The sequence below is a fragment of the Xenophilus sp. genome, from assembly GCF_044462705.1.
In the GTDB taxonomy this organism is placed as follows: Bacteria; Pseudomonadota; Gammaproteobacteria; order Burkholderiales; family Burkholderiaceae_C; genus Xenophilus; species Xenophilus azovorans.
This window is the reverse complement of record NZ_JBIQNC010000013.1, coordinates 14,127-35,221: the sequence shown is the minus strand read 5'-3', so window position 1 is coordinate 35,221 and position 21,095 is coordinate 14,127. Positions and strand designations below refer to the sequence as shown.

18 protein-coding genes are annotated in these 21,095 nt (G+C 72.7%); 11 read left to right on the top strand and 7 right to left on the bottom strand.

Translation table 11 applies throughout. The features are described from left to right. Window positions 1-31 precede the first annotated feature (31 nt). Window positions 32-640, top strand: coding sequence for a glutathione transferase GstA (gene gstA, locus ACIY1X_RS04485; protein WP_399678330.1), 609 nt, complete (start codon window positions 32-34; stop codon window positions 638-640). A 3-nt stretch (window positions 641-643) separates the two neighbouring features. Here the strand turns inward: gstA and ACIY1X_RS04480 are convergent, their stop codons facing one another. Then, window positions 644-1,846, bottom strand: coding sequence for a YbfB/YjiJ family MFS transporter (locus ACIY1X_RS04480; RefSeq protein ID WP_399678327.1), 1,203 nt, complete (start codon window positions 1,844-1,846; stop codon window positions 644-646). 187 nt (window positions 1,847-2,033) lie between these two features. Between ACIY1X_RS04480 and ACIY1X_RS04475 the strand changes: the two genes are divergently transcribed. After that, the gene (locus ACIY1X_RS04475) at window positions 2,034-3,143 is read left to right on the top strand and encodes an alkene reductase (RefSeq protein ID WP_399678324.1); all 1,110 of its coding nucleotides are present in this window, start codon (window positions 2,034-2,036) and stop codon (window positions 3,141-3,143) included. A gap of 46 nt (window positions 3,144-3,189) precedes the next feature. Further along, on the top strand, window positions 3,190-4,332 hold the full coding sequence (locus ACIY1X_RS04470) for a branched-chain amino acid ABC transporter substrate-binding protein (protein WP_399678322.1): 1,143 nt from the start codon (window positions 3,190-3,192) through the stop codon (window positions 4,330-4,332). A gap of 12 nt (window positions 4,333-4,344) precedes the next feature. Here the strand turns inward: ACIY1X_RS04470 and ACIY1X_RS04465 are convergent, their stop codons facing one another. The 3 genes from ACIY1X_RS04465 to ACIY1X_RS04455 all read right to left on the bottom strand — a co-directional run bounded on the left by ACIY1X_RS04465 (window position 4,345) and on the right by ACIY1X_RS04455 (window position 6,912). Next, the gene (locus tag ACIY1X_RS04465) at window positions 4,345-4,761 is read right to left on the bottom strand and encodes a DUF1801 domain-containing protein (protein ID WP_399678320.1); all 417 of its coding nucleotides are present in this window, start codon (window positions 4,759-4,761) and stop codon (window positions 4,345-4,347) included. Next, entirely contained in the window at window positions 4,758-6,158 is a 1,401-nt protein-coding gene (locus ACIY1X_RS04460; RefSeq protein ID WP_399678318.1) for a sensor histidine kinase, read from the bottom strand. Before ACIY1X_RS04460 ends, ACIY1X_RS04465 begins: the two co-directional genes overlap by 4 nt. Before the next feature lie 61 nt (window positions 6,159-6,219). Then, window positions 6,220-6,912, bottom strand: a complete 693-nt coding sequence (locus ACIY1X_RS04455; protein ID WP_399678315.1) for a response regulator transcription factor — start codon at window positions 6,910-6,912, stop codon at window positions 6,220-6,222. A gap of 199 nt (window positions 6,913-7,111) precedes the next feature. On the opposite strand from ACIY1X_RS04455, the gene ACIY1X_RS04450 reads away from it, so the two are divergent. Beyond that, window positions 7,112-7,594 (top strand): AAC(3)-I family aminoglycoside N-acetyltransferase, encoded by a 483-nt coding sequence (locus tag ACIY1X_RS04450; RefSeq protein ID WP_399678312.1) that lies wholly within the window; start codon window positions 7,112-7,114, stop codon window positions 7,592-7,594. Window positions 7,595-7,602: 8 nt separating this feature from the next. Here ACIY1X_RS04450 and ACIY1X_RS04445 read toward each other — a convergent pair whose 3' ends face one another. Next, entirely contained in the window at window positions 7,603-9,864 is a 2,262-nt protein-coding gene (locus tag ACIY1X_RS04445) for a heavy metal translocating P-type ATPase (RefSeq protein WP_399678310.1), read from the bottom strand. Window positions 9,865-9,994: 130 nt separating this feature from the next. Between ACIY1X_RS04445 and ACIY1X_RS04440 the strand changes: the two genes are divergently transcribed. The 4 genes from ACIY1X_RS04440 (at window position 9,995) to creC (ending at window position 13,301) form a co-directional block, all read left to right on the top strand. Further along, window positions 9,995-10,210 carry a heavy-metal-associated domain-containing protein gene (locus ACIY1X_RS04440; protein WP_399678308.1) on the top strand — a complete coding sequence of 72 codons (216 nt, stop codon included), beginning with the start codon at window positions 9,995-9,997 and terminating at the stop codon, window positions 10,208-10,210. Continuing rightward, entirely contained in the window at window positions 10,207-10,602 is a 396-nt protein-coding gene (gene cueR, locus ACIY1X_RS04435) for a Cu(I)-responsive transcriptional regulator (RefSeq protein ID WP_399678306.1), read from the top strand. The genes ACIY1X_RS04440 and cueR overlap by 4 nt, the downstream gene beginning before the upstream one ends. Window positions 10,603-11,100: 498 nt before the next feature. Next, window positions 11,101-11,847, top strand: a complete 747-nt coding sequence (creB, locus tag ACIY1X_RS04430) for a two-component system response regulator CreB (RefSeq protein WP_399678304.1) — start codon at window positions 11,101-11,103, stop codon at window positions 11,845-11,847. Beyond that, a complete protein-coding gene (gene creC / locus ACIY1X_RS04425; RefSeq protein WP_399678302.1) occupies window positions 11,847-13,301 on the top strand; it encodes a two-component system sensor histidine kinase CreC in 1,455 nt (484 codons plus the stop codon). Before creB ends, creC begins: the two co-directional genes overlap by 1 nt. A gap of 16 nt (window positions 13,302-13,317) precedes the next feature. Here creC and ACIY1X_RS04420 read toward each other — a convergent pair whose 3' ends face one another. Then, on the bottom strand, window positions 13,318-15,756 hold the full coding sequence (locus tag ACIY1X_RS04420) for a penicillin-binding protein 1A (protein ID WP_399678300.1): 2,439 nt from the start codon (window positions 15,754-15,756) through the stop codon (window positions 13,318-13,320). A 29-nt stretch (window positions 15,757-15,785) separates the two neighbouring features. Continuing rightward, window positions 15,786-17,300, bottom strand: a complete 1,515-nt coding sequence (gene creD, locus ACIY1X_RS04415; RefSeq protein WP_399678299.1) for a cell envelope integrity protein CreD — start codon at window positions 17,298-17,300, stop codon at window positions 15,786-15,788. Window positions 17,301-17,504: 204 nt separating this feature from the next. On the opposite strand from creD, the gene ACIY1X_RS04410 reads away from it, so the two are divergent. Genes ACIY1X_RS04410 through ACIY1X_RS04400 form a run of 3 tightly spaced genes read left to right on the top strand, consistent with a single transcriptional unit; the run spans window position 17,505 to window position 21,080 of the window. Further along, window positions 17,505-19,574, top strand: a complete 2,070-nt coding sequence (locus tag ACIY1X_RS04410) for a VIT domain-containing protein (RefSeq protein WP_399678298.1) — start codon at window positions 17,505-17,507, stop codon at window positions 19,572-19,574. A gap of 8 nt (window positions 19,575-19,582) precedes the next feature. After that, window positions 19,583-20,518 (top strand): exosortase Q, encoded by a 936-nt coding sequence (xrtQ, locus tag ACIY1X_RS04405; RefSeq protein ID WP_399678295.1) that lies wholly within the window; start codon window positions 19,583-19,585, stop codon window positions 20,516-20,518. Beyond that, window positions 20,505-21,080, top strand: a complete 576-nt coding sequence (locus ACIY1X_RS04400; RefSeq protein WP_399678292.1) for a hypothetical protein — start codon at window positions 20,505-20,507, stop codon at window positions 21,078-21,080. The genes xrtQ and ACIY1X_RS04400 overlap by 14 nt, the downstream gene beginning before the upstream one ends. Window positions 21,081-21,095 lie beyond the last annotated feature (15 nt).

The following is a 21,095-nucleotide window of genomic DNA, read 5'->3' as shown; positions in this document are numbered from 1 at the left end:
TTCTTCCCATTCGATTCAAGGAGCCTTCCGCATGAAGCTGTACTACTCCCCCGGCGCCTGCTCGCTCTCGCCCCACATCGCGCTGATGGAAGCCGGCCTCGCCTTCGAGCCCGTGCTGGCCAGCACCAAGAGCCACAAGCTGCAGGACGGCACGGACTACTACACCATCAACCCGCTGGGCTACGTGCCCGTGCTGGAACTGGACGACGGCACGCGCCTGCGCGAGGGCCCGGCGATCGTCCAGTACATCGCCGACCAGGCGCCCACCAAGAACCTGGCGCCGGCCAACGGCACGCTGCAGCGCTACCGCCTGCAGGAGTGGCTGACCTTCATCGGCACCGAGGTGCACAAGGGCTTCAGCCCGCTGTTCAACCCGGCCGTCCCCGAAGAGGTGAAGGCGATCTTCAAGGACAAGCTCAAGTCCCGCTACCAGTGGCTGAACGCGCAGCTCGAAGGCAGGGACTTCCTCATGGGCGAGCACTTCACCGTCGCCGACGGCTACCTGTTCACCGTGACGAACTGGACCAAGCCGATGAACATCGACCTCTCGCCCTACCCGCACCTGCAGGCCTGGCATGCCCGCGTCGGCGCCCGTCCGGCGGTGCAGGCGGCGATGAAGGCCGAGGGCCTGATCAAGTAAGGCTCACAGTGCCCGCTGGCGCCAGGCCAGCGCGGCACCCAGCCACAGCATCAGCGCCGACGCGGCCAGCCCGCGCGCCAGTCCGCCCGGGCCGTCGGCGATCCAGCCCACCAGCGTGGGCCCCGCGATCTGCCCGAAGGCGAACACGATCGTGAAGGCACTGATGCCCGCCGCCCACTGCGCCGGCGGCAGGTTGTGGCGCACCAGCGCGGTGGTCGACGCCACCACCGACAGGAACACCCCGCCGAACAGCAGCCCCGAAGCCAGTGCCACCGGCCAGGCCGGGCTCAGCACCGGCAGCAGCGTCGCCACGCCCAGCAGCGCGTTGAGCACCGCCTGCGGCCCGCCGCCGCGCCAGCGGTCCAGCAGGCCGGCCCACAGCCGCGAGGAGGCCACCACCGCCAGCCCGAGCAGCGCATAGAACAGCGTGAGCTGCCCCGGCGAGGCGCCCTGCGCACGCAGCAGCGCGATCACGAAGGTCATGTAGCCGATGTAGCCGGCGCCGAAGCAGGCATAGCCCGCCAGCGCCCAGCCCAGGCGCGGCAGCGGCGCGCGCGGCCGGTCCGGCACGCGCGGCGCCCCCGCGTCGCCGCCGGCGGCCTCGCCGAGCGCGGCCACGGCGCGCTCGGCCCAGGCCAGCGGCAGCACCGCCAGCGCACAGGCCAGCGCCAGCGCCCACCAAGCCCACGCCCAGGCCGGCGGCAAGCCGGCCGCCCAGCGCAGCAGCGCCGGCACCAGCAGCGCCGACAGCACGATGCCGAAGCCCGTGCCGCCGTAGTAGATGCCCAGCAGGAAGCCGCTGCGCTGCGGCTGCAGGGCACCCAGCCGCGCCGCCAGCAGGCCGCCGGCGATGAACACCCAGGCGCTTGCGACCCCGGCCAGCGTCCGCTGCGCCAACCAGGCGCCGGCGTGCGTGAGGAAGCCACTGGCCGCCATGCACGCGGTGGCCGCCACGGCGCCGCCCACCAGCAGCCGCCCGGCCCCCAGGCGCCGCATCAGCCAGGGCGTGGCCAGCGCGCCCAGCAGGTAGCCCAGGGCATTGGCGGTGTTCAGGCTGCCGGCCAGCAGGTAGCTCCAGCCCAGGTCCTCGCGCATCGGCGGCAGCAGCAGGCCGTAGGCGAAGCGCGCGAGGCCCAGCGACAGCGCGGCGCCCATCGACAGGCCGAGGGCGATGCGCAGCCAGGGTGTGCCGGGTGTCGGATTCATCGTCGCGGACGGCGACGGCAGGAAGAGGAACGGGACGGGATCATCGGGGGCGGCCGCAAGGCGCCGGCCATCATAGACAGCACCCGCCCGCCCTGCGCCGGGCGGGTCAATGCACGGCCGGGCGCGGCCCGGTAGGCTTGCGGGTTCCGCATCCGCCCTTCTTTCTTCTCCGCTCTTCTTCCCGACCATGCCCACCCTTTTCGACCCGATCCAGGCCGGCGACCTGCACCTGCCCAACCGCATCGTCATGGCGCCGCTCACGCGCAACCGCTCGCCGAACGCCGTGCCGCGCGACATCACCGCCACCTACTACGCGCAGCGCGCCTCGGCCGGCCTGCTGATCACCGAGGCCACCGCCATCAGCCACCAGGGCCAGGGCTATGCCGACGTGCCGGGCCTGTACGGCACCGAGCAGCTCGACGGCTGGAAGAAGGTGACCGAGGCGGTGCACGCCCGGGGCGGCAGGATCGTCACGCAGCTGTGGCACGTGGGCCGCGTCTCGCACGACTCGCTGCAGCCGGACGGCCAGCCGCCGGTCGCGCCCTCGGCCATCGCCGCCAACACCAAGACCTACCTGATCGACGCGCAGGGCCGCGGCAGCTTCGCCGCCACCTCCATGCCGCGCGCGCTGCGCGCCGAGGAGATCCCCGGCATCGTCCACACCTTCGCCGCCGCCGCGCGCAACGCGGTGGAGACCTGCGGCTTCGACGGCGTGGAGATCCACGGCGCCAACGGCTACCTGCTGGACCAGTTCCTCAAGGACGGCGCCAACCACCGCACCGACGACTACGGCGGCTCCATCGAGAACCGCGCCCGCCTGCTGCTGGAGGTGACGCGCGCGGTGGCCGACGCGGTGGGCCACGGCCGGGTGGGCATCCGCCTGTCGCCCGTCACGCCGGCCAACGACATCGTCGACAGCGATCCGCAGCCGCTGTTCGAGTACGTGGTGCGCCAGCTCGCGCAGCTCGGCCTGGCCTACATCCACGTCATCGAGGGCGCCACCGGCGGCCCGCGCGAGGTCGAGGGCCGGCCCTTCGACTACCAGGCGCTGAAGACCGCCTGGCGCGAGGCGGGCGCGCGCGGCGCCTGGATGGTCAACAACGGCTACGACGCCGAGCTGGCCGAGCGCGCCGTGGAAAGCGGCGAGGCCGACCTGGTCGCCTTCGGCAAGCCCTTCATCGCCAACCCCGACCTGGTGCGCCGGCTGCGCGAGGGCGCGCCGCTGAACGCCTGGGACAAGGCCACCTTCTACGGCGGCGGCGAGCAGGGCTACATCGACTACCCGGCGCTGGGCTGATCGGCCCAGAATCGCTCCTTCGTTCCCGGAACAAGGAGACCAACGCATGACATCGACCCCCCGCCTCGCGCCCCTGGCGGCCCTCGCCGCCGCGGCCGCGCTCTGCGCCGCCGGCCCGGCCGCGGCGCAGGAACTCACCGTGCCCATCGGCCACACCGGCCCGCTCTCGGGCGCCAACGCCTTCGCCGGCAAGGACAACGAGAACGGCGTGCGCCTGGCCATCGAGGACCTCAACGCGCGCCAGCTCAAGGCCGGCGGCAGGACGCTGAAGTTCGAGCTGCGCTCCGAGGACGACCAGTGCGACGCCAAGACCGGCGTGGCGGTGGCGCAGAAGTTCGTCGACGACAACGTGAAGTTCGTCGTCGGGCCCTACTGCTCGGGCGTCGCCATCCCCGCCTCGCGCGTGTACAGCGACGGCGGCACGCTGATGTCCACCGTCGGCACCAACCCGAAGATCACCGCCGCCGGCTACACCAACGTGTTCCGCATCATCGCCAGCGACGCGCAGATCGGCGCCAGCATGGCCAGCTACGCGGCCAAGGTGCTCAAGGTGAAGAACGTCGGCATCATCGACGACCGCTCCGCCTTCGGCCAGGGCCTGGCCGACGAGTTCGGCAAGGAGGCCAAACGGCTCGGCCTGACCATCGTGGGCCAGGAGTTCACCACCGAGAAGTCGGTGGACTTCAACGCCATCCTCACGCGGCTGAAGGCCAAGAACCCCGAGGTGGTCTTCTTCGGCGGCTACGCGCCGCAGGGCGCGCCGATGCTGCGGCAGATGAAGCAGCTCGGCTTCGACGCCAAGCTGCTGGGCGGCGACACGCTGTGCAGCCCCGAGATGGGCAAGATCGGCGGCAGCGCGGTCAACGACACGGTGTTCTGCGCGCAGGGCGGCGCGGTGCTCGACAAGACGCCGGGCGGCCCCTCGTTCAAGGCCCGCTTCAAGCAGAAGTTCAACGCCGACCCGGACGTCTACGCACCCTACTACTACGACCAGACGCTGTTCCTCGGCGAGGCCATCGCGCGCGTCGGCGCGGCCGACCCGGAGAAGGTGGCGGCCGACCTGCGCAAGTCCAGCTACAAGGGCGTGGCCGGCACCTACAGCTACGACGACAAGGGCAACCTGAAGAACGCGCCCACCACCGTGTTCACCTTCAAGGGCGAGAAGCTCACGCCGCTGGCGACGTACTGAGCCGGCCGCGGCTTAAGACTTCCTGCCCTTCTTCGCGGCCCGGCCGGCCCGGTTCAGCGCGACGGCCTCGCGCACCAGCGCCTGGAAGGCCGCGGCGTCGACCTCCTCGCCTTCGCGGATGTCGATCGCGCGGCGCACCTTGCCGTCCAGGCTCGCGTTGAAGAGGCCTGCCGGGTCCGGCAGCGAGGCGCCCTTGGCGAAGGTGAGTTTCACGACGCTCTTGTAGGTCTCGCCGGTGCACAGGATGCCGTCGTGCGACCACACCGGCGTGCCGCCCCATTTCCATTCCTCGACGGCCTGCGGGTCGGCCTGCAGGATGAGGCCGCGCATCCGCTCGAGGGTGCGGCCGCGCCAGTCGCTGAGCTCGGCGATCCTGCGCGTGATGCGTTCGCCGGCCGGCGGGCCGGTGCTCGTGTCGGGTGGGTTCATGCCGCAAGTGTGCGCCGCCGGTGCAGCAGGGCCAAGGGCAGCGCCACGGCGGCGCGCAGCCCGCCGTCGGGCCCCGCCGCATCGAGCGCCAGCCGCGCGCCCAGCAACTGCGCGTAGCGCGCCACGATCGCCAGCCCGAGGCCGGCGCCCTGTCCCAGCCGCTGCCCGTCGGGCCCCTGCGCCCAGCGCTGCATCAGATCGCGCCGCGCGGCCTCCGGGATGCCCGGGCCGTCGTCGGCCACGGCCAGCGTGCAGGTGCCGGCGGCCGGGTCGGCGCGCAGTTCCACGGTGACGGTGCGCCCGCCGTAGCGCAGCGCGTTGTCGATCAGGTTGTCGAGGATGCCTTCCACCAGCGCCGCGTCGGCCAGCACGGCGAGGTCCTGCGGCTCGCCTTCGTCCAGGCCGCGCGCGCCCAGGTCCACGCCCCGGGCGTCGGCGCGGGCCAGGTGGCGCAGCACGGCCTCCTGCACCAGCCGGTCCAGCCGCACCGGCTCGCGCTGCAGCACCGCATCGCTCTCGTCTGCCAGGGCCAGCGCCAGCAACTGGTCGACGCGGTGGCTGGCGCGCGCCTCGCTGGCGCCGATGCGCTCCAGCTGCTCGCGCCACACCGCGGGCGAGGAATGGCCCAGCCCGTACGCCACCAGCGCGCGGATGCCCGCGAGCGGCGTGCGCAGCTCGTGCGCCACGGTGCCGGCGAACTCGCGCTGCGCGCGCACGCTGCCGCCCAGCCGCCCGAACAGGCCGTTGAGCGCCTGGCCCAGCCGCTCGATCTCGCGCGCCGTGGGCGGCACCCGCACCGGCGACAGGTCGCTCGCATCGCGCCGCTCCAGCGCGTCGTGCAGCGACACCAGCGGCGCCAGGTCGCGCGCGATGCCGCGCCACAGCCACAGCGCCAGCAGCGCCAGCAGCAGCACCTGCGGCAGCGTGGCGTAGAGCAGCACCCGCTCGGCCAGCGCGACGCGCGTGACGGTGGTGTGGGCGACCATCACGCGGTAGTCGCCCGCCTCGGCGCCGACCGCGTCCGCCACGCGGCGGCGCAGCACCACCGCCCGCACCGGCTGCCCCAGGTGCATCACCTCCGAGAAGCGGTAGCCCTCGCCCGCGGCCGGCTGCTCGGCGCCGATCGGCTCGCCCGAGAGCAGGCTGCCGTCGGGCCGGCGCACGGCGTAGTACACCGTCTCGGCCTGGTCGAACAGCGCCGCCGTCAGCTCGCGCGGTGTCAGCTCCAGCGCCACGCGCCCGTCCGGCCCCGGCCGCACGTTGGAGGCGATGGAATACGCGTCGTCGAGGAGCGCGCGGTCGAAGGCCTGCTGGGTGAAGAAGTTGGCGACGAGGAAGGTCACCAGCGTGCCGGCCAGCCAGGTCAGCGCCAGCGGCAGCATCACGTGCCGCAGCACGCGGGTGCCGAGCGCGGGCGCGGGGCGGCCGCTCAGGCGGCGCGCCGATGGGTCGCGGCGCTCAGGGATGCTCCGCCTCCAGCAGGTAGCCGATGCCGCGCAGCGTGCGGATGGCCGCGCCGCTGCCGGCGAGCTTCTTGCGCAGGCGCGAGATGAAGGCCTCCAGCGCGTTGTCGCCCAGCGCCTCGTCGAAGCCGGAGAGCTTGTCGGACAGGGTGCGCTTGCTCAGCGCATGGCCGGGCGGGCTCATCAGCTCCCACAGCACCTCGAACTCGCGCGCCGGCAGGTCCAGCGCCGCGCTGCCGACGAAGAAGCGGCGCGCCCGGCGATCCAGCCGCAGCCGGCCGAGCAGCGCCACGTCCTGCGTGCCCTGGGCGCGGCGCGCCAGGGCGCGCAGGCGCGCCTCCACCTCGGCCAGGTCGAAGGGCTTGCCCAGGTAGTCGTCGGCGCCGGCGTCCAGGCCGGCGATGCGCTCCTCGGTGCGGTCGCGCGCGGTGAGCACCAGCACCGGCGTGCGGTCGCCGCGCGAGCGCGCCTGGCGCAGCACCGCCAGCCCGCTGCCCTGGCCGCTGCCGCGCTGCGCCCGCTCGGGCAGGTTCAGGTCCAGCAGCACCGCGTCGAAGGGCTGCACGCGCCACAGGTGCTCGGCCTCCTCCACGCTGCCGGCGATGTCCACGCGGTGGCCGGCGTCGTTCAGGCTGCGCAGCATCACGTCGCGCAGGGTGGCGTCGTCTTCGACGAGGAGGATTCGCATGGCTTGAAGCGGTGGTGGACAGGCGCGATGATCGGCGGCCACGGCCGGCGCCGCCAGGGCGGCCGCCCATGCACCCACGGGACGGGCAGGTCAGGCTGCGGTCAGGGTCGGCCCGCCGCATCCGCCGGGCGCAGGCCCCTTTCAACGTGCCGCACCGCGCGGCCGCCGACAGCCCGCACAGCTTGCAGGACCCCCGATCATGCCCGCATCACCGACGCCCACGCCACCCGAGCTGCGCGTGCTCGCTCCGGCCGACCTCCGCCCGATGCGCCAGCTGCTGGACGTGTTCGGCACGGCCTTCGACGAGCCGGCGGCCGACGCCGCGCTGCGCCCCGGCGACGCCTACCTCGAGCAGCTACTGGGCAGCCCGACCTTCATCGCCGTCGCGGCACTGGAGGCGGGCGAGGTCGTCGGCGGCCTGGCCGGCTATGTCCTGCCCAAGTTCGAGCAGGAGCGCAGCGAGTTCTACATCTACGACCTGGCCGTGGCCGAGGCGCACCGCCGCCGCGGGATCGCCACGGCCCTGATCCAGCGCCTGCGGCGGCTGTGCGCGCAGCGCGGCATCTACGTGATCTTCGTCCAGGCCGATCACGGCGACGACCCGGCGATCGCGCTGTACAGCCGGCTCGGCATCCGCGAGGACGTGCTGCACTTCGACATCGCGCCGACCGACGGCGCCTGAGGGCGCCGTCAGCGCCCCGGCCGCCAGCGGCGCAGCAGCAGCGCGTTGGCCATCACGCTCACGCTGGAGGCCGCCATCGCCGCGCCGGCCACCACCGGGCTGAGCAGGCCGAAGGCGGCGAAGGGGATGCCGACCACGTTGTAGAAGAAGGCCCAGAACAGGTTCTGGCGGATCTTCGCCACCGTGCGGTCGGACAGCGCCAGCGCCGCGTCGACCAGCGCCAGTTCGCCGCGCATCAGCGTGATGCCGGCCGCCTCCATCGCCACGTCGGTGCCGCCGCCCATGGCGATGCCGACGTCGGCCGCGGCCAGCGCGGGGGCGTCGTTGGCGCCGTCGCCGACCATCGCAACGACGTGCCCGCCCTGGCGCAGCTCGCCGACGGCCGCCGCCTTGTCGCCCGGCAGCACCTGGGCGCGCACGTCGGCCGTGTCGATGCCCACGCGCGCCGCCATCGCCTGCGCCGCCTGCAGGTTGTCGCCGGAGATCATCACCACGCGCAAACCGCGCGCACGCAGTTGCGCGACGGCCTCGGCGGCGCCCGGCTTGGGTTCGTCGCTGAAGGCCAGCAGGGCCACGCGGCGCGGCGCGGCGGCCTCGCCTCCGGGCCAGTGCAGCAGCGCCGACACCGAGGCGCCGGTGGCGAGGAATCGCTGCGCCTCGTCCGCCGGCACCGGCACGCCCAGTTCCTCGCACCAGCGCAGGCTGGCGATGGCCCAGGTGCCGCCCTCCACCCGGCCGCGCACGCCGCGGCCCGGCACGGCCTCGATGGCCTCGGCCGATGGCCAGGTCACGTCGCGCGCCTCAGCCTCGCGCACCACGGCGCGCGCCAGCGGGTGCTCGCTGCCGCTTTGCAGCGCCGCGGCCATCGCCAGGGCATGCACCTCGTCTTCGCCGGCCGCGGGTGCCAGCGCCGACAGCACCGGCTGGCCGCGCGTGAGCGTGCCCGTCTTGTCGAAGGCCACCGTGTCCACGCGGTGCGCCAGCTCCAGCGCGCGCGCGTCCTTGATCAGGATGCCGTGCTTGGCCGCCACACCGGTACCCGCCATCACCGCCACCGGCGTGGCCAGCCCCAGCGCGCAGGGGCAGGCGATCACCAGCACCGCCACCGCATGGATCAGCGCCGCCTCCACGCCGGCGCCGCCGACGAACAGCCAGCCCAGCAGCGTCAGCAGCGCGATCACCAGCACCACCGGCACGAACACCGCCGCCACCTTGTCCACCAGCCGCTGGATCGGCGCCTTGGCCGCCTGCGCGTCCTCGACCAGCCGGATGATGCGCGCCAGCACACTCTCGGCGCCGACGGCCGTGACCTCGGCCACCAGCCGGCCCTCGCCGTTGACCGAGCCGCCGGTGAGCCGGTCGCCCTCGGCCTTGGCCACCGGCAGCGGCTCGCCGGTGAGCATCGATTCGTCCACCGACGAGCGGCCCTCGACCACCCGGGCATCGGCCGGCACCCGCTCGCCCGGGCGCACCGCCACGCGGTCGCCGGCGCGCAGCTCGGCCACCGGCAAATCCGATTCCTCCCAGCGTGGGCCGCGCTTGCGCAGCAGGTGCGCCAGCTCCGGCCGCAGGTTCTGCAGCGCGCGGATCGCGGCGGTCGCCTGCCGCTTGGCGCGCGCCTCCAGCCACTTGCCCAGCAGCACCAGCGCGATCACCACCGCCGAGGCCTCGAAGTACAGGTGCGGCGCGTCCATGCCGTGCCCGGCATGCCCGCCCGCCGCCCAGCGCCACCACAGCCACAGCGACAGGCCGAAGGCCGCGCTGGTGCCCAGCGCCACCAGCAGGTCCATGTTGCCGGTGCCGGCGCGCGCCGCATGCCAGCCGGCGCGGTAGAAGCGCGCGCCCAGCCAGAACTGCACCGGCGCCGCCAGCACGAACTGCAGCCAGGGCGGCAGCATCGCGTCGATGCCGAAGGGCGAGAGCAGCATCGGCAGCACCAGCGGCGCGGCCAGCAGCAGGCCCGCCGCCACCGGGCCGAAGCCGGCCCAGGGCGAGGCGTCCGCCTGCGCGCCGCCGTCATCGGCGGCGCGCGGCGCATAGCCGGCATCGCGCACCGCTCGGGCGAGCTGCGGCATCGCGTCGTCGCCGGCGGCGCCCGCCAGCGTGACGCGCGCCGACTCGGTCGCCAGGTTCACGCTTGCATCCTGTACGCCGGGCACCTTGCGCAGGGCGTTCTCCACCCGCGCCACGCAGGAGGCGCAGGTCATGCCCTCCACGCCGAGGTCGAGGGTCTGGAAGGCGGGAGAAGAGGAAAGGGTCTGGGAAGCCATGCCCCGGAGGCTAAGGTCTGACATCGTGTGAGGGTCAAGTCCCGTCACCGAAACAGGGCCCGCTTGACCTTGCCATCATGTCAGGGTTCAGACTTCCAGCCTTCTTCATCCCGTTCGCAAGGACCACGACATGACCACCGCTTCTTCTTCCACTCAGCAGTTCCGGGTCGAGGGCATGACCTGCCAGCACTGCGTGCGCTCCGTGCAGGACGCCGTCTGGTCCGTCGACCCCGAGGCCGATGTCCGGGTCGACCTGCCCGCGGGCCGCGTCGACGTGGCCAGCGCCCAGCCGCGCGATCGCCTGGCCGCGGCCATCGGCGAGGCCGGCTACCGCGTCCAGCCATGAGCGCAGTGCCTATCGGCATCGCGGCCGAGCGCTCGGGCGTCTCGCCGCGCATGGTGCGCCACTACGAGGGGCTGGGCCTGCTGCCGCCCGTGGCGCGCACCGAGAGCGGCTACCGCCAGTACACCGAGGCCGACGTGCACACCCTGCGCTTCATCCGCCGCGCGCGCGACCTGGGCTTCTCGATGGACGAGATCGCCGAGCTGGTCGGCCTCTGGCACGACCGCGGCCGTGCCAGCGCCAGCGTCAAGCGCATCGCGCAGCAGCACTTGGGCGAACTGGAGCAGCGCATCGCCGCGCTGCAGTCCATGCACCGCACGCTGTCGCACCTGGTGCACTGCTGCCAGGGCGACCACCGGCCCGACTGCCCCATCCTCGACGACCTGGCCCGATAGTCCCTGCCTTCTCCCCACGCCCTCTGGATAACTTTGTGAGCAACTCACGTATTTCCTTGTAAAGCCAACATAACTCGTTGATTTTCAAGATGAATCTACAGATTGCCCGATTTTTGTGCAGTGCACATCTCGGGCGGCGCGGGCCTCTTTCCCAGATTTTTGGGCGGCTGTCAAAGGACAACTCTGGGGAGATTTTTGGCACAAGCGCCCCCTTGTCCACAGGCCCGGCGGCCCGCCGCAGGTTGTTCGCTTTTCGGCGACAGCACGGAAGCAGGGCTGCGCACAGCGCTCCGGCATCGCCAAGCCCTTGTCCGGCCGCGGAAAAACGCCCCTTTCCACAGCGCAGGCGGACCCTTAGCTACTACTACTAATCAGATAAGAAAGACAAAGAGAAAAGAAGACGCGCCCGTGCATATTCGGCCGAGTGGCGTGTCGCCCACGCTGCACGGCCCCCGGCGCCCCCGTGCCGGCCCGCGGGCCGGGCTACCATCCGCGGCCATGTCCACCAAGCTGCGCATCCTGGTCGTCGAAGACGAGTCCGGCATCGCCGACACGCTGCAGTACGTGCTGAAGAGCGACGGCTTCGAGCCGGTGTGGTGCGAGACCGCCGAGGCGGCACTGGCCTCCTTCGCGGCCGAGCCGCCGGCGCTGGTGGTGCTGGACGTGGGCCTGCCGGACCTGAACGGCTTCGAGCTCTTCAAGCGCCTGCAGGACCGGATGCGCGGTGGCGGCGCACCGGAGGTGCCGGTCGTCTTCCTCACCGCCCGCAGCGACGAGATCGACCGCGTGGTCGGCCTGGAACTGGGCGCCGACGACTACATCGCCAAGCCCTTCTCGCCGCGCGAGCTGGTGGCGCGGGTGCGCACCATCCTTCGGCGCAGCCAGCGCGGTGCGGCGGCGGCCCCGGCGACGGCATCGCCGCCCCCCGCTGCGCCCGTGCTGCCCTTCGCCATCGATGCCGAGCGCATGCTGATCCGCTACTACGGCCGGCCGCTGGAACTTTCGCGCTACGAATACGGCCTGCTGCGCGTGCTGGTGCAGCGGCCGGGCCGGGTCTTCACCCGCGATGAGTTGCTCTCGCTGGTGTGGGACGAATCCAGCGACAGCTTCGACCGCACCGTGGACGCCCACGTCAAGACCCTGCGCGCCAAGCTGCGCGCCATCGCGCCCGAGGTCGATCCCATCCGCACCCTGCGCGGCACCGGCTACGCGCTGGTGGAAGACCTGCCGGCCGCGCCGGTGTGATGCTCTCTCGCAGAACGCGCATCTTCATCGGCATCCTGCTGCTGTACGCAGCCGGCATCGGCGTGCTGCTGTACCGGGTGATGGCCGACATCGACCCGCGCTACCGCGAGTCGGCCGAGGAGTCGCTGGTCGAGACCTCGCAACTGCTGGCCAGCCTGGTCGAGCAGGACGTGGTGGCCGGTGCCATCAACCCGGCGCGGCTGGAGCCGCTGTTCCGCAGCGTCTACGCGCGCGAGTTCTCGGCCCAGATCTACAACCTGCACAAGCGGCGGGTGGAACTGCGGGTGTACGTCACCGACCGCGCCGGCCACGTGCTCTTCGACTCCACCGGCCGCGCCGGCGGCGCCGACTTCTCGGGCTGGCGCGACGTGCGCCTGACGCTGGACGGCCGCTACGGCGCCCGCACCACGCGCGACGTCGCCGGCGACCCGCTCAGCTCCGTCATGTACGTTGGCGCGCCGGTGCGCTGGAACGGCGAGATCGTCGGCATGGTCAGCGCCGGCAAGCCGGTGCAGAGCTTCGGGCAGCTGGTGCAGGGCGCGCGCGAGCGCACGCTGGCCGTGGGCATCGGCTCGGCCGTGGCGCTGCTGCTGCTGGCGCTGATCCTCTCGGTGTGGCTGGTGCGGCCTTTCGGCCTCACCGCCGACTACCTGCGCTGGCTGCGCGCGCAGCGCGGCTTCCACCCCGTGCGCATGGTGCGCCAGGGCCTGCTGATGGCGCGCGCCGCGGCGCACGAGATGCGCGACGCCGTCACCGGACGCAACAGCACGGCCGATGCCATCCAGACCTTCACCCACGAGATCAAGAGCCCGCTGTCGGCCATCCGCGGCGCCGCCGAGCTGGTGCAGGAGCCCGGCATGCCGGGCGAGGAGCGCGAGCGCTTCCTCGGCAACATCGTGCGCGAGACGCAGCGCATCCAGGAGATCGTCGACCGCATGATGGAGCTGGCGACGCTGGAGGCGCGCCGCGTGCTCGACCGCGTGCAGACCGTGCCGCTGCGCCCGCTGGTCGAGGAGGTGGCCGACACCGCCCGCACCGCCGCCGCGCGTCGCGATGTGCGCATCCGGGTCGAGGCCAAGGCCGACGCGGCCGCCGAGGGCGACCCCTTTCTGCTGCGCCGCGCGGTGGCCAACCTGCTGGCCAACGCGGTGGACTTCTCGCCCGAGGGCGGCGAGGTCGTCGTCGGCCTGGCCGCCACCTCGCGCCAGGCGCGCATCACCGTGCGCGACCAGGGCCCGGGCATCCCGGCCTATGCGCGCGAGAAGGTGTTCGAGAAGTTCTACTCGCTGGCCCGCCCGCACAGCCAGAAGAAGAGCACCGGCCTGGGCCTGGCCTTCGTCAGGGAGATCGCCGCGTTGCACCAGGGCCGCGTCGAGCTGGGCAACGCGGCCGGCGGCGGGGCGATGGCGGTGCTGACGCTGCCGCTGTCCGCGGCACGGCGCGATCCTGTCTGAAAACCGCTCGCGGCCTCTACCGGAACAGATCCAGGATCCGGTTGCGTTCCCTCGATTCCCCCTGCGGTGCCGGTGCCTGCTGCCCCATCGGGAACACGCCCAGCTCGGCCGGCACGTTGCTGCCCATGCCGGGCATGGTGCCCGCCTCGTAGCCGGGCGTGCCGGGGCCGTAGGGCGACCACGAAGGCTCCACGTCCAGCGACTGCACACCGCTGCCGTTCGCGTACTCGGTGTACATCCAGTCGCCGGCCACGTCGGTCACGCCCTCGGGCGCGGTTGGCTTCGCCACCGGCACGCCCTTGAGCGCGGCCTTCATGTAGGCCGTCCACACCGGCAGCGCGACGCTGCCGCCCGTCTCGCCGCGCACGCCGAGCTGGCGCGGGGTGTCGTAGCCGACCCAGGCGATACCGACGCGCGTGGGCTGGAAGCCGGCGAACCAGGCGTCGAAGGAGTCGTTGGTGGTGCCGGTCTTGCCGTACAGGTCGTCGCGGCGCAGCGCCGCGTACGCCTTGTAGCCGGTGCCGCTCCTCACCACGCTGTTCAGCAGCGTGTCCATCACGAAGGCGTTGCGCGCGGGGACGGCGCGCTGCGCCTCGTCGGGCCGGGGCAGCGGCATGTCCTCCAGCACCTGGTCGCGCGCGTCGGTGATGCGCGTGACGAGCTGCGGCTGCACGCGCAGGCCGCCGTTGGCGAAGACGGCATACGCGGCCGCCATCTGCATCGGCGTCACCGAGCCGGCGCCCAGGCCCATGGTGAGGAAGGCCGGGTGCCGCGCCGGATCGAAGCCGAAGCGGCCGATCCACTCCTGCGCGTACTGCGGGCCGATGGACTGCAGCACGCGGATGGTCACCAGGTTCTTCGACTTCTGCAGCGCGGTGCGCAGCGTCATCGGGCCGTCGTAGGTGCCGTCGTAGTTCTTCGGTTCCCACGGCTGGCCGCCGGTGGCGGCGGCGTCGAAGACCAGCGGCGCGTCGTTGACGAGGGTGGCGGGCGAGAAGCCCTTTTCCAGTGCGGCCGAGTAGATGAAGGGCTTGAAGCTGGAGCCCGGCTGGCGCCACGCCTGCGTGACGTGGTTGAACTTGTTCTTGTTGAAGTCGAAGCCGCCCACCAGCGCGCGCACCGCGCCGTCGCGCGGGTCCAGGCTGACGAAGGCGCCTTCCACCTCGGGCAGCTGCGCCACCTCCCAGCCCTTGCCGCTGGGCTCCAGGCGGACGATGGCGCCGCGCGCGATGCGGATGGCCTGCGGCGCCTTGGGCGCCAGCGCGCGCTGCACCGGCTGCAGGCCGCGGCCGGTGATCTCCACCGTGTCGCCGTTGGCGCGGGCGGCGACGAGCTTCTTCGGGCTCGCCTCCAGCACCACCGCGGCCACCAGGTCGCCGTTGTCGGGGTGATCGGCCAGCGCCTCGTCCACCGCCTGGTCCAGCGCCTTCGGCTCGGTGGGCAGCTCGGCGACGAAGCCCTCGGGCCCGCGGTAGGGCTGGCGCTGCTCGTAGTCCATCAGCCCGGCGCGCAGCGCGGCGTACGCCGCCCGCTGGTCGGCCGCGGTGAGGGTGGTGTAGACCTTCAGCCCGCGCGTGTAGGCGGCCTCGCCGTACTTCTCGACCATCTGCTGGCGCACCATCTCGGCCACGTACTCGGCATGCACGCGCTCGGGGTCGACGGCGGCGCGCAGCTTCAGCGGCTCGGCACGCGCGGCCTCGGCCGCGGCAGCGTCGAGGTAGCCGGTGTCCACCATGCGCTGGATCACGTACTGCTGGCGCGCCACCGCGCGGCGCGGGTTGGCCACCGGGTTGTTGGTGCCCGGCGCCTTGGGCAGCCCGGCCAGCATCGCGGCCTCGGCCACGCTGAGCTGCTGCACCGGCTTGCCGAAGTAAGTCTGCGCGGCGGCGGCGAAGCCGTAGGCGCGGTTGCCCAGGTAGATCTGGTTCAGGTAGATCTCGAGGATCTGGTCCTTGGTGAGGTACTTCTCCAGCTTCCAGGCCAGCAGCGCCTCGTTGAACTTGCGGCTGAAGGTGCGCTCGCTGCTGAGGAACATGTTGCGCGCCACCTGCTGCGTGATGGTGGAGGCGCCCTGGTGCACGCGGCCCTTGAGCGTGTTGGCGATCACGGCGCGCGCCAGGCCGCGGTAGTCGAGGCCGCCGTGCTGGTAGAAGCGCGCGTCCTCGGTGGCGAGCACCGCGTCCTTGAGCACGCGCGGCATCTGGCCGATGGGCACCAACTGGCGCCGCTCCTCGCCGAACTCGCCGATCAGCTCGCCGTCGGCGGTGAACACGCGCAGCGGCAGCTTGGGCTGGTAGTTCTCCAGCGAGGAGACGTCCGGCAGCCGGTGCCAGGCCACGGCGGCGGCCACGCCCAGCGTCAGCGTGGCCAGCAGCGCCAGCGCCGCGGCACCCCCGGCGCCCCACAGCAGGAGACGACGGGTGCGCGGGTCGGAGAGAAAGGCGGGTTTTCGCATGAAAAAGATGGAGAAGAGAGAAAAAGCGATCAGGTTCGCAGCGGCTCGGTGGGCGAAGCCGGGGAGGCGGCGTCGGCGCCGCCTCCTTCAGACAGCGCATACCAGTCGACGTTCCGCGTGGCGAGCATCAGCACGGCCAGCATGCCGAAGGTCAGCAGCGCACCCAGCAGCAGGGCGTTGCCCTCGGAGGCCAGCAGGACGTAGAGCGCCGCATACAGCACCGCCACGAAGCCCGCGAGCACCGCGCCGCGCCGCCAGCCGCCGAGCACTGCGCTGAAGTAGGCCATCAGCAGCGCCACGCTGGCGCCAGCCGAGGCCGCATAAGCGGGCAGGAAGCTTAGCTTTTCCGACAGGGCCAGCAGCAACAAAAAGAACAGGGCGACGGACAGGCCCACCAGCGCGTACTGCACCGGGTGCAGCCGCAGGCGGCGCAGCAACTCGCACATGAAGCTGGCCATCAGCACCAGGCCGATGAACAGGGCGCCGTACTTGGCGGCGCGGTGCGCCATGAAGTAGATGTTGACCGGCTGCGACAGGGCCACGCCGAAGGTGTCGGTCTCGCGCATCGGCACGCCGGCGGCGCGTGCCGCGGATGCCGCCGCGCTGGCTGCGGCGATGCAGGCGGAGTCGCCGCCGGCGCAGGCGGCGTCCATCGAGGGCGAAGCCTGCTCGGCCGTCCAGCGCTGCAGCAACTGCGCCCGCGCCGTGCTCACCAGCGAGGAGATGCGCCAGCGTGCGTCGAAGCCGCCGTCCGTCACCGTGCGCTCGGCCGGCAGGAAGCGCCCGCCGAAGCTGGGGTGCGGCCAGGGCGAGGCGATGTGCGCCTCGGTGTCGTCGGCGGCCGGCACCAGGTCCAGGCGGCGCTGGCCGATCAGCTTGAGCGCGAGCTTGAAATCCATCGGCTCGCCGGCCAGCACGCGGCGCGCCAGCTCGGGCGGCAGCGGCGCATGGATGCCCTGGGGTGCGTCGCCGACGCCCGGCACGCCCTGGGCGAAGCGCAGCGGCGTGCCGTCCAGCGTGGCGTCGGGCAGGCCCTCGATGCCGCGCACGTCGCTCACCGAGAAGGCCAGCACCGGCGTGCCGGGCACCAGCGTGGCGTCGCGCTCGGTGGGGCGCGGCGCCGGGCCGGCGGCGGCGAAGCGGCCGCCGAAGCCGGCATCCAGCTTGTAGAAGAGCACGCGGAACAGGCCGCGGTAGCGCTCCTGCGGCTGCAGGCTGCCGTCGATGCGCAGCTGCTGCGGGAAGGCCAGCACCGTGCGCGGCTTGCTGCGCCGGCTCTGGCCGATCACCTTGCCCTGGCTGTCGCGCTCGGTCTCGGTCCACTGCTCCACGTAGGGCAGCACCAGGAAGGGCCCGGTCACGGTCTGCGCGCCGGCGTAGGTGGAGGCCAGCTCCTCCTCGGCCTCGCTCTGGCTGGCGCCGCGCTCGCCCACCAGCTCCTCGATGCGGCCGAGCGGGATGCACAGCAGCAGCCAGAGCAGCAGCAGCACGAGCACCTTGACGAGCGCCGACTGGCGCAGGGTGCGGGCGAGGTGGTGGATCACGTCTTCTTCTCCTTGGCTTCGTTTCGTGTGACAGACGACGGGGCCGATGCTCGCCACCGCAGCCGAAGCCGGTATGAAGGCTTCGCCACGCGGACTTCACGCCCACTTCACACAGCGCCGGGGCCTTCGCACGCGCTTCCTTCTGCCTTCTCGGCATGCCGGGACAGTGGCGCCATGCGTCACCACCGAGGAAGGAACCGCGCCATGAACACCGCCGAAACTCCAGAAGACATCGCGCCGCCGCGCCGCGGCCGCTGGCTGTGGCTCGCCACCGCCGGCCTGGCCGCCGCCGGCTTCGCGCTGCTCGTCGCACGCCCGCTGCATGCGCAGACCGCCGACGCGCCGCGCCAGAAGACCGAAAGCCCCTACTTCTTCGTCAAGAGCGATTCGCCCGACGTGGACCGCCTGCCGCTGAAGGGCACCGACGTGCAGGTGCGCATCTCCGGCGTGATCGCCGACGTCACCGTCACGCAGACCTACCGCAACGAGGGTCAGCGGCCGATCGAGGCGAAGTACGTCTTTCCCGGCTCGACCAAGTCCGCGGTCGGCGGACTGAACGTGCGCCTGGCCGACCGCCTGATCACCGCGCAGATCCGCGAGAAGCAGCAGGCGAAGATCGAATACGAGACCGCGAAGAAGGAAGGCAAGACCGCCGCCCTGCTGGAGCAGCACCTGCCCAACGTCTTCCAGATGAACGTCGCCAACATCCTGCCCGGCGACGACGTGAAGGTGGAGCTGCGCTACACCGAGCTGCTGGTGCCGCAGGGCGGCAACTACCAGTTCGTCTTTCCCACCGTCGTCGGGCCGCGCTACAACAGCCCGCAGTCGTCGCAGGCGAACGCGAAGTGGGTCGCGCAGCCGACGCTGCGCGCGGACGTGGCACCGGACACGCGCTTCACGCTCAAGGCCAGCATCGACACGCCGCTGGGCATCAAGGAAGTGCGCTCGCTCACGCACGCCATCGACGTGAAGAAGGACGGCGAGGGCCGCCACGCCGACGTGGTGCTCACCGCCGACGGCCGGCCGCTGGACAACCGCGACGTGGTCATCGACTACCGCCTCGCCGGCGAGCGCATCGAGTCGGGCCTGATGCTGCACAAGGGCCAGGGCGAGGGCGCCGAGAACTTCTTCCTCGCCATGATCGAACCGCCCAAGGCCGTGCCGGCCAGCGCCATCAGCCCACGCGACTACATCTTCGTGGTCGACATCTCGGGCTCGATGCACGGCTTCCCGCTCGACACCGCCAAGACGGTGCTGGAGCGCCTGATCGGCGGCCTGCGGCCCAGCGACACCTTCAATGTGCTGCTGTTCTCCGGCAGCAACCGGATGCTGAACGCGCACTCCGTGCCGGCCACGCGCGCCAACATCGAGCAGGCGATGGCGACGATCAGGAACTACAACGGCAGCGGCAGCACCGAGCTGATCCCGGCCCTGAAGCGCGCCTACGCCGAGCCCAAGGCCGAGGGCGTGTCGCGCAGCATCGTGGTCGTCACCGACGGCTACGTCACCGTCGAGCGCGAGGCCTTCGAGCTGGTGCGCCGCAACCTGAACAAGGCCAACCTGTTCTCCTTCGGCATCGGCTCCTCGGTCAACCGGCACCTGATGGAAGGGCTGGCGCGTGCCGGCATGGGCGAGCCCTTCATCATCACCGACCCGGTGCAGGCGCCGGAGCAGGCGGCGCGCTTCCGCCGCATGATCGAGTCGCCCGTGCTCACCAACGTGCGCGCCGTGTTCTCCGGCCTGGATGTCTACGACGTGGAGCCCGCGGTGCTGCCCGACGTGCTGGGCGAGCGGCCGGTGATCGTCTTCGGCAAGTGGCGCGGCGAAGCCCGTGGCGGTGTCACCATCGAAGGCCGCAGCGCCGCCGGCCCCTGGAAGCAGGAGGTGCGCATCGACGGCCGCACCCCGCAGGACGCGCCGGCCCTGCGCGCGCTGTGGGCGCGCCACCGCATCGCCGCGCTGAGCGACCAGGAGGCGCTGGAAGGCGGCGACGGCCAGCGCCAGGCCATCACCGGCCTGGGCCTGAAGTACAGCCTGCTGACGCAGTACACCAGCTTCATCGCGGTGGACAAGGTGGTGCGCAACACCGCGGGCAGCACCGCCGTGGACCAGCCCTTGCCGCTGCCGCAGGGCGTGAGCGAGAACGCGCTCGGCGCCGAGGTGCCCAGCACACCGGAGCCCGAGACGCTGGGTGCCGTGGCCGTGGCCCTGTCGATGCTGCTGATGCTGCGCCGGCGCGCGCGCCGCCACGATCCGCGCAAGCACACCGCATGAGGGCCGCCATGACGCTTGCTCACCTTGCCACCCACCACCCGCGCTGGCTCGACGCCGGCATCCGGCTGGACCGCGTGCCGCCCGCCGCGTGGCTGGCCGCGCAGGCGCTCGCCCTCTGGCCCACCTGGCGGTGGATGGCCGCGCGCCTGGCCGACGGCTCCGACGACCCGCTCGGCCTGCTGGCCCTGGCCGCGCTCGCCGCCTTCGCCTGGCAGCAGCGGCGCGAACTGCGCGCCGCGCCGCGCCTGGGCCTGCTGGCCTGCGCGGGTGCCCTGACACTGGCAGCCAGCCTGCTGCGCGCCGGCCTCCTCGGCCTGCCCGCGCTGCCGCCGCTGGCCGCCGGCCTGCTGGCCGCGCTGCCGCCGCTGGCCGCCGGCCTGCTGGCCGTGCTGGCGCTGGCGGCCGGCCTGCTCGCCTTCCTGCCGCACCGGCAAGCGGCGGCGCCGGTGCTGGGCCTGGCGGTGCTGGCGCTGCCGCTGCTGTCGTCGCTGCAGTTCTACGCTGGCTACCCGCTGCGCGTCGTCACCGCCGAGGCGGGGCGCTGGCTGCTGGCGCCCTTCTTCGCCGTGGCGCGCGAGGGCAGCAGCCTGTGGATCGACGGGCAGCTGGTCATCGTCGATGCACCCTGCTCCGGCGTGCAGATGGTGTGGCTGGGCTACTTCACCGCCTGCGCGGTGGCGCTGTTCCTGATGCGGTGCACCGACCGGCGCTTCCTCGCCCGCTTGCCCGCCGTCAGCGCCCTGGTGCTGGCCGGCAACGTGCTGCGCAACGCCGTGCTGGTCGGCCTCGAGGGCGCCGGCCGGCCGCTGGCGCCGTGGGCGCACGAGGCGCTGGGCCTGGCCGTGCTGGCGGCCGTGTGCGGCGGCATCGCCTGGGCCATGCTGCGGCCGGCCGGCGCCGCGGCGCCGCGCGCGAACCCGGGAGACCGCCATGCGCTGGCCTGACGCCTCGTGGTCCACCCGCTGCTTCGCCAACACCTTCGCGCACCGCGTGCTGCACAAGGCGCTGTTCGCCCTGGTGATGGCCCTGTGCCTGGCGGCCACCCTGGCGGGCGGGCGCGAGGCCGGCCCGTCGTCCTCCGCGCCGACGGCGCACGAGTGGCCGCGCGAATGGGACGGCGCGCCGCTGCGCCCGCTGGCCCTGAGCGCCGTCGAGGCCCGCTTCGCCCGCCAGTTCCCCGGCGACATCGCGCGCATGACCGACGAGCGCCACCTCTTCGTGCTGCGCCACGTCGTGCGGCCCACCCGCATGCTGCATCCGGCGGCGGACTGCTACCGCGCGCTGGGCTGGCGCATCGAGCGCACGCGCCTGGAGCGCGACGAGCAGGCGCGCCTGTGGCGCTGTTTCCACGCCCGGCGCGATGCAAGCGGCGCTTTGCGCGTGTGCGAGCGCATCGAGGACGCCGCGGGGCAGGCTTTCACCGACACTTCGGCCTGGTACTGGGCCGGGGTGGGCGGACGCTCCACCGGCCCGTGGCAGGCGGTGACGGTCGTCACGCCCCTGTGAGCCTGGATCCGCGAG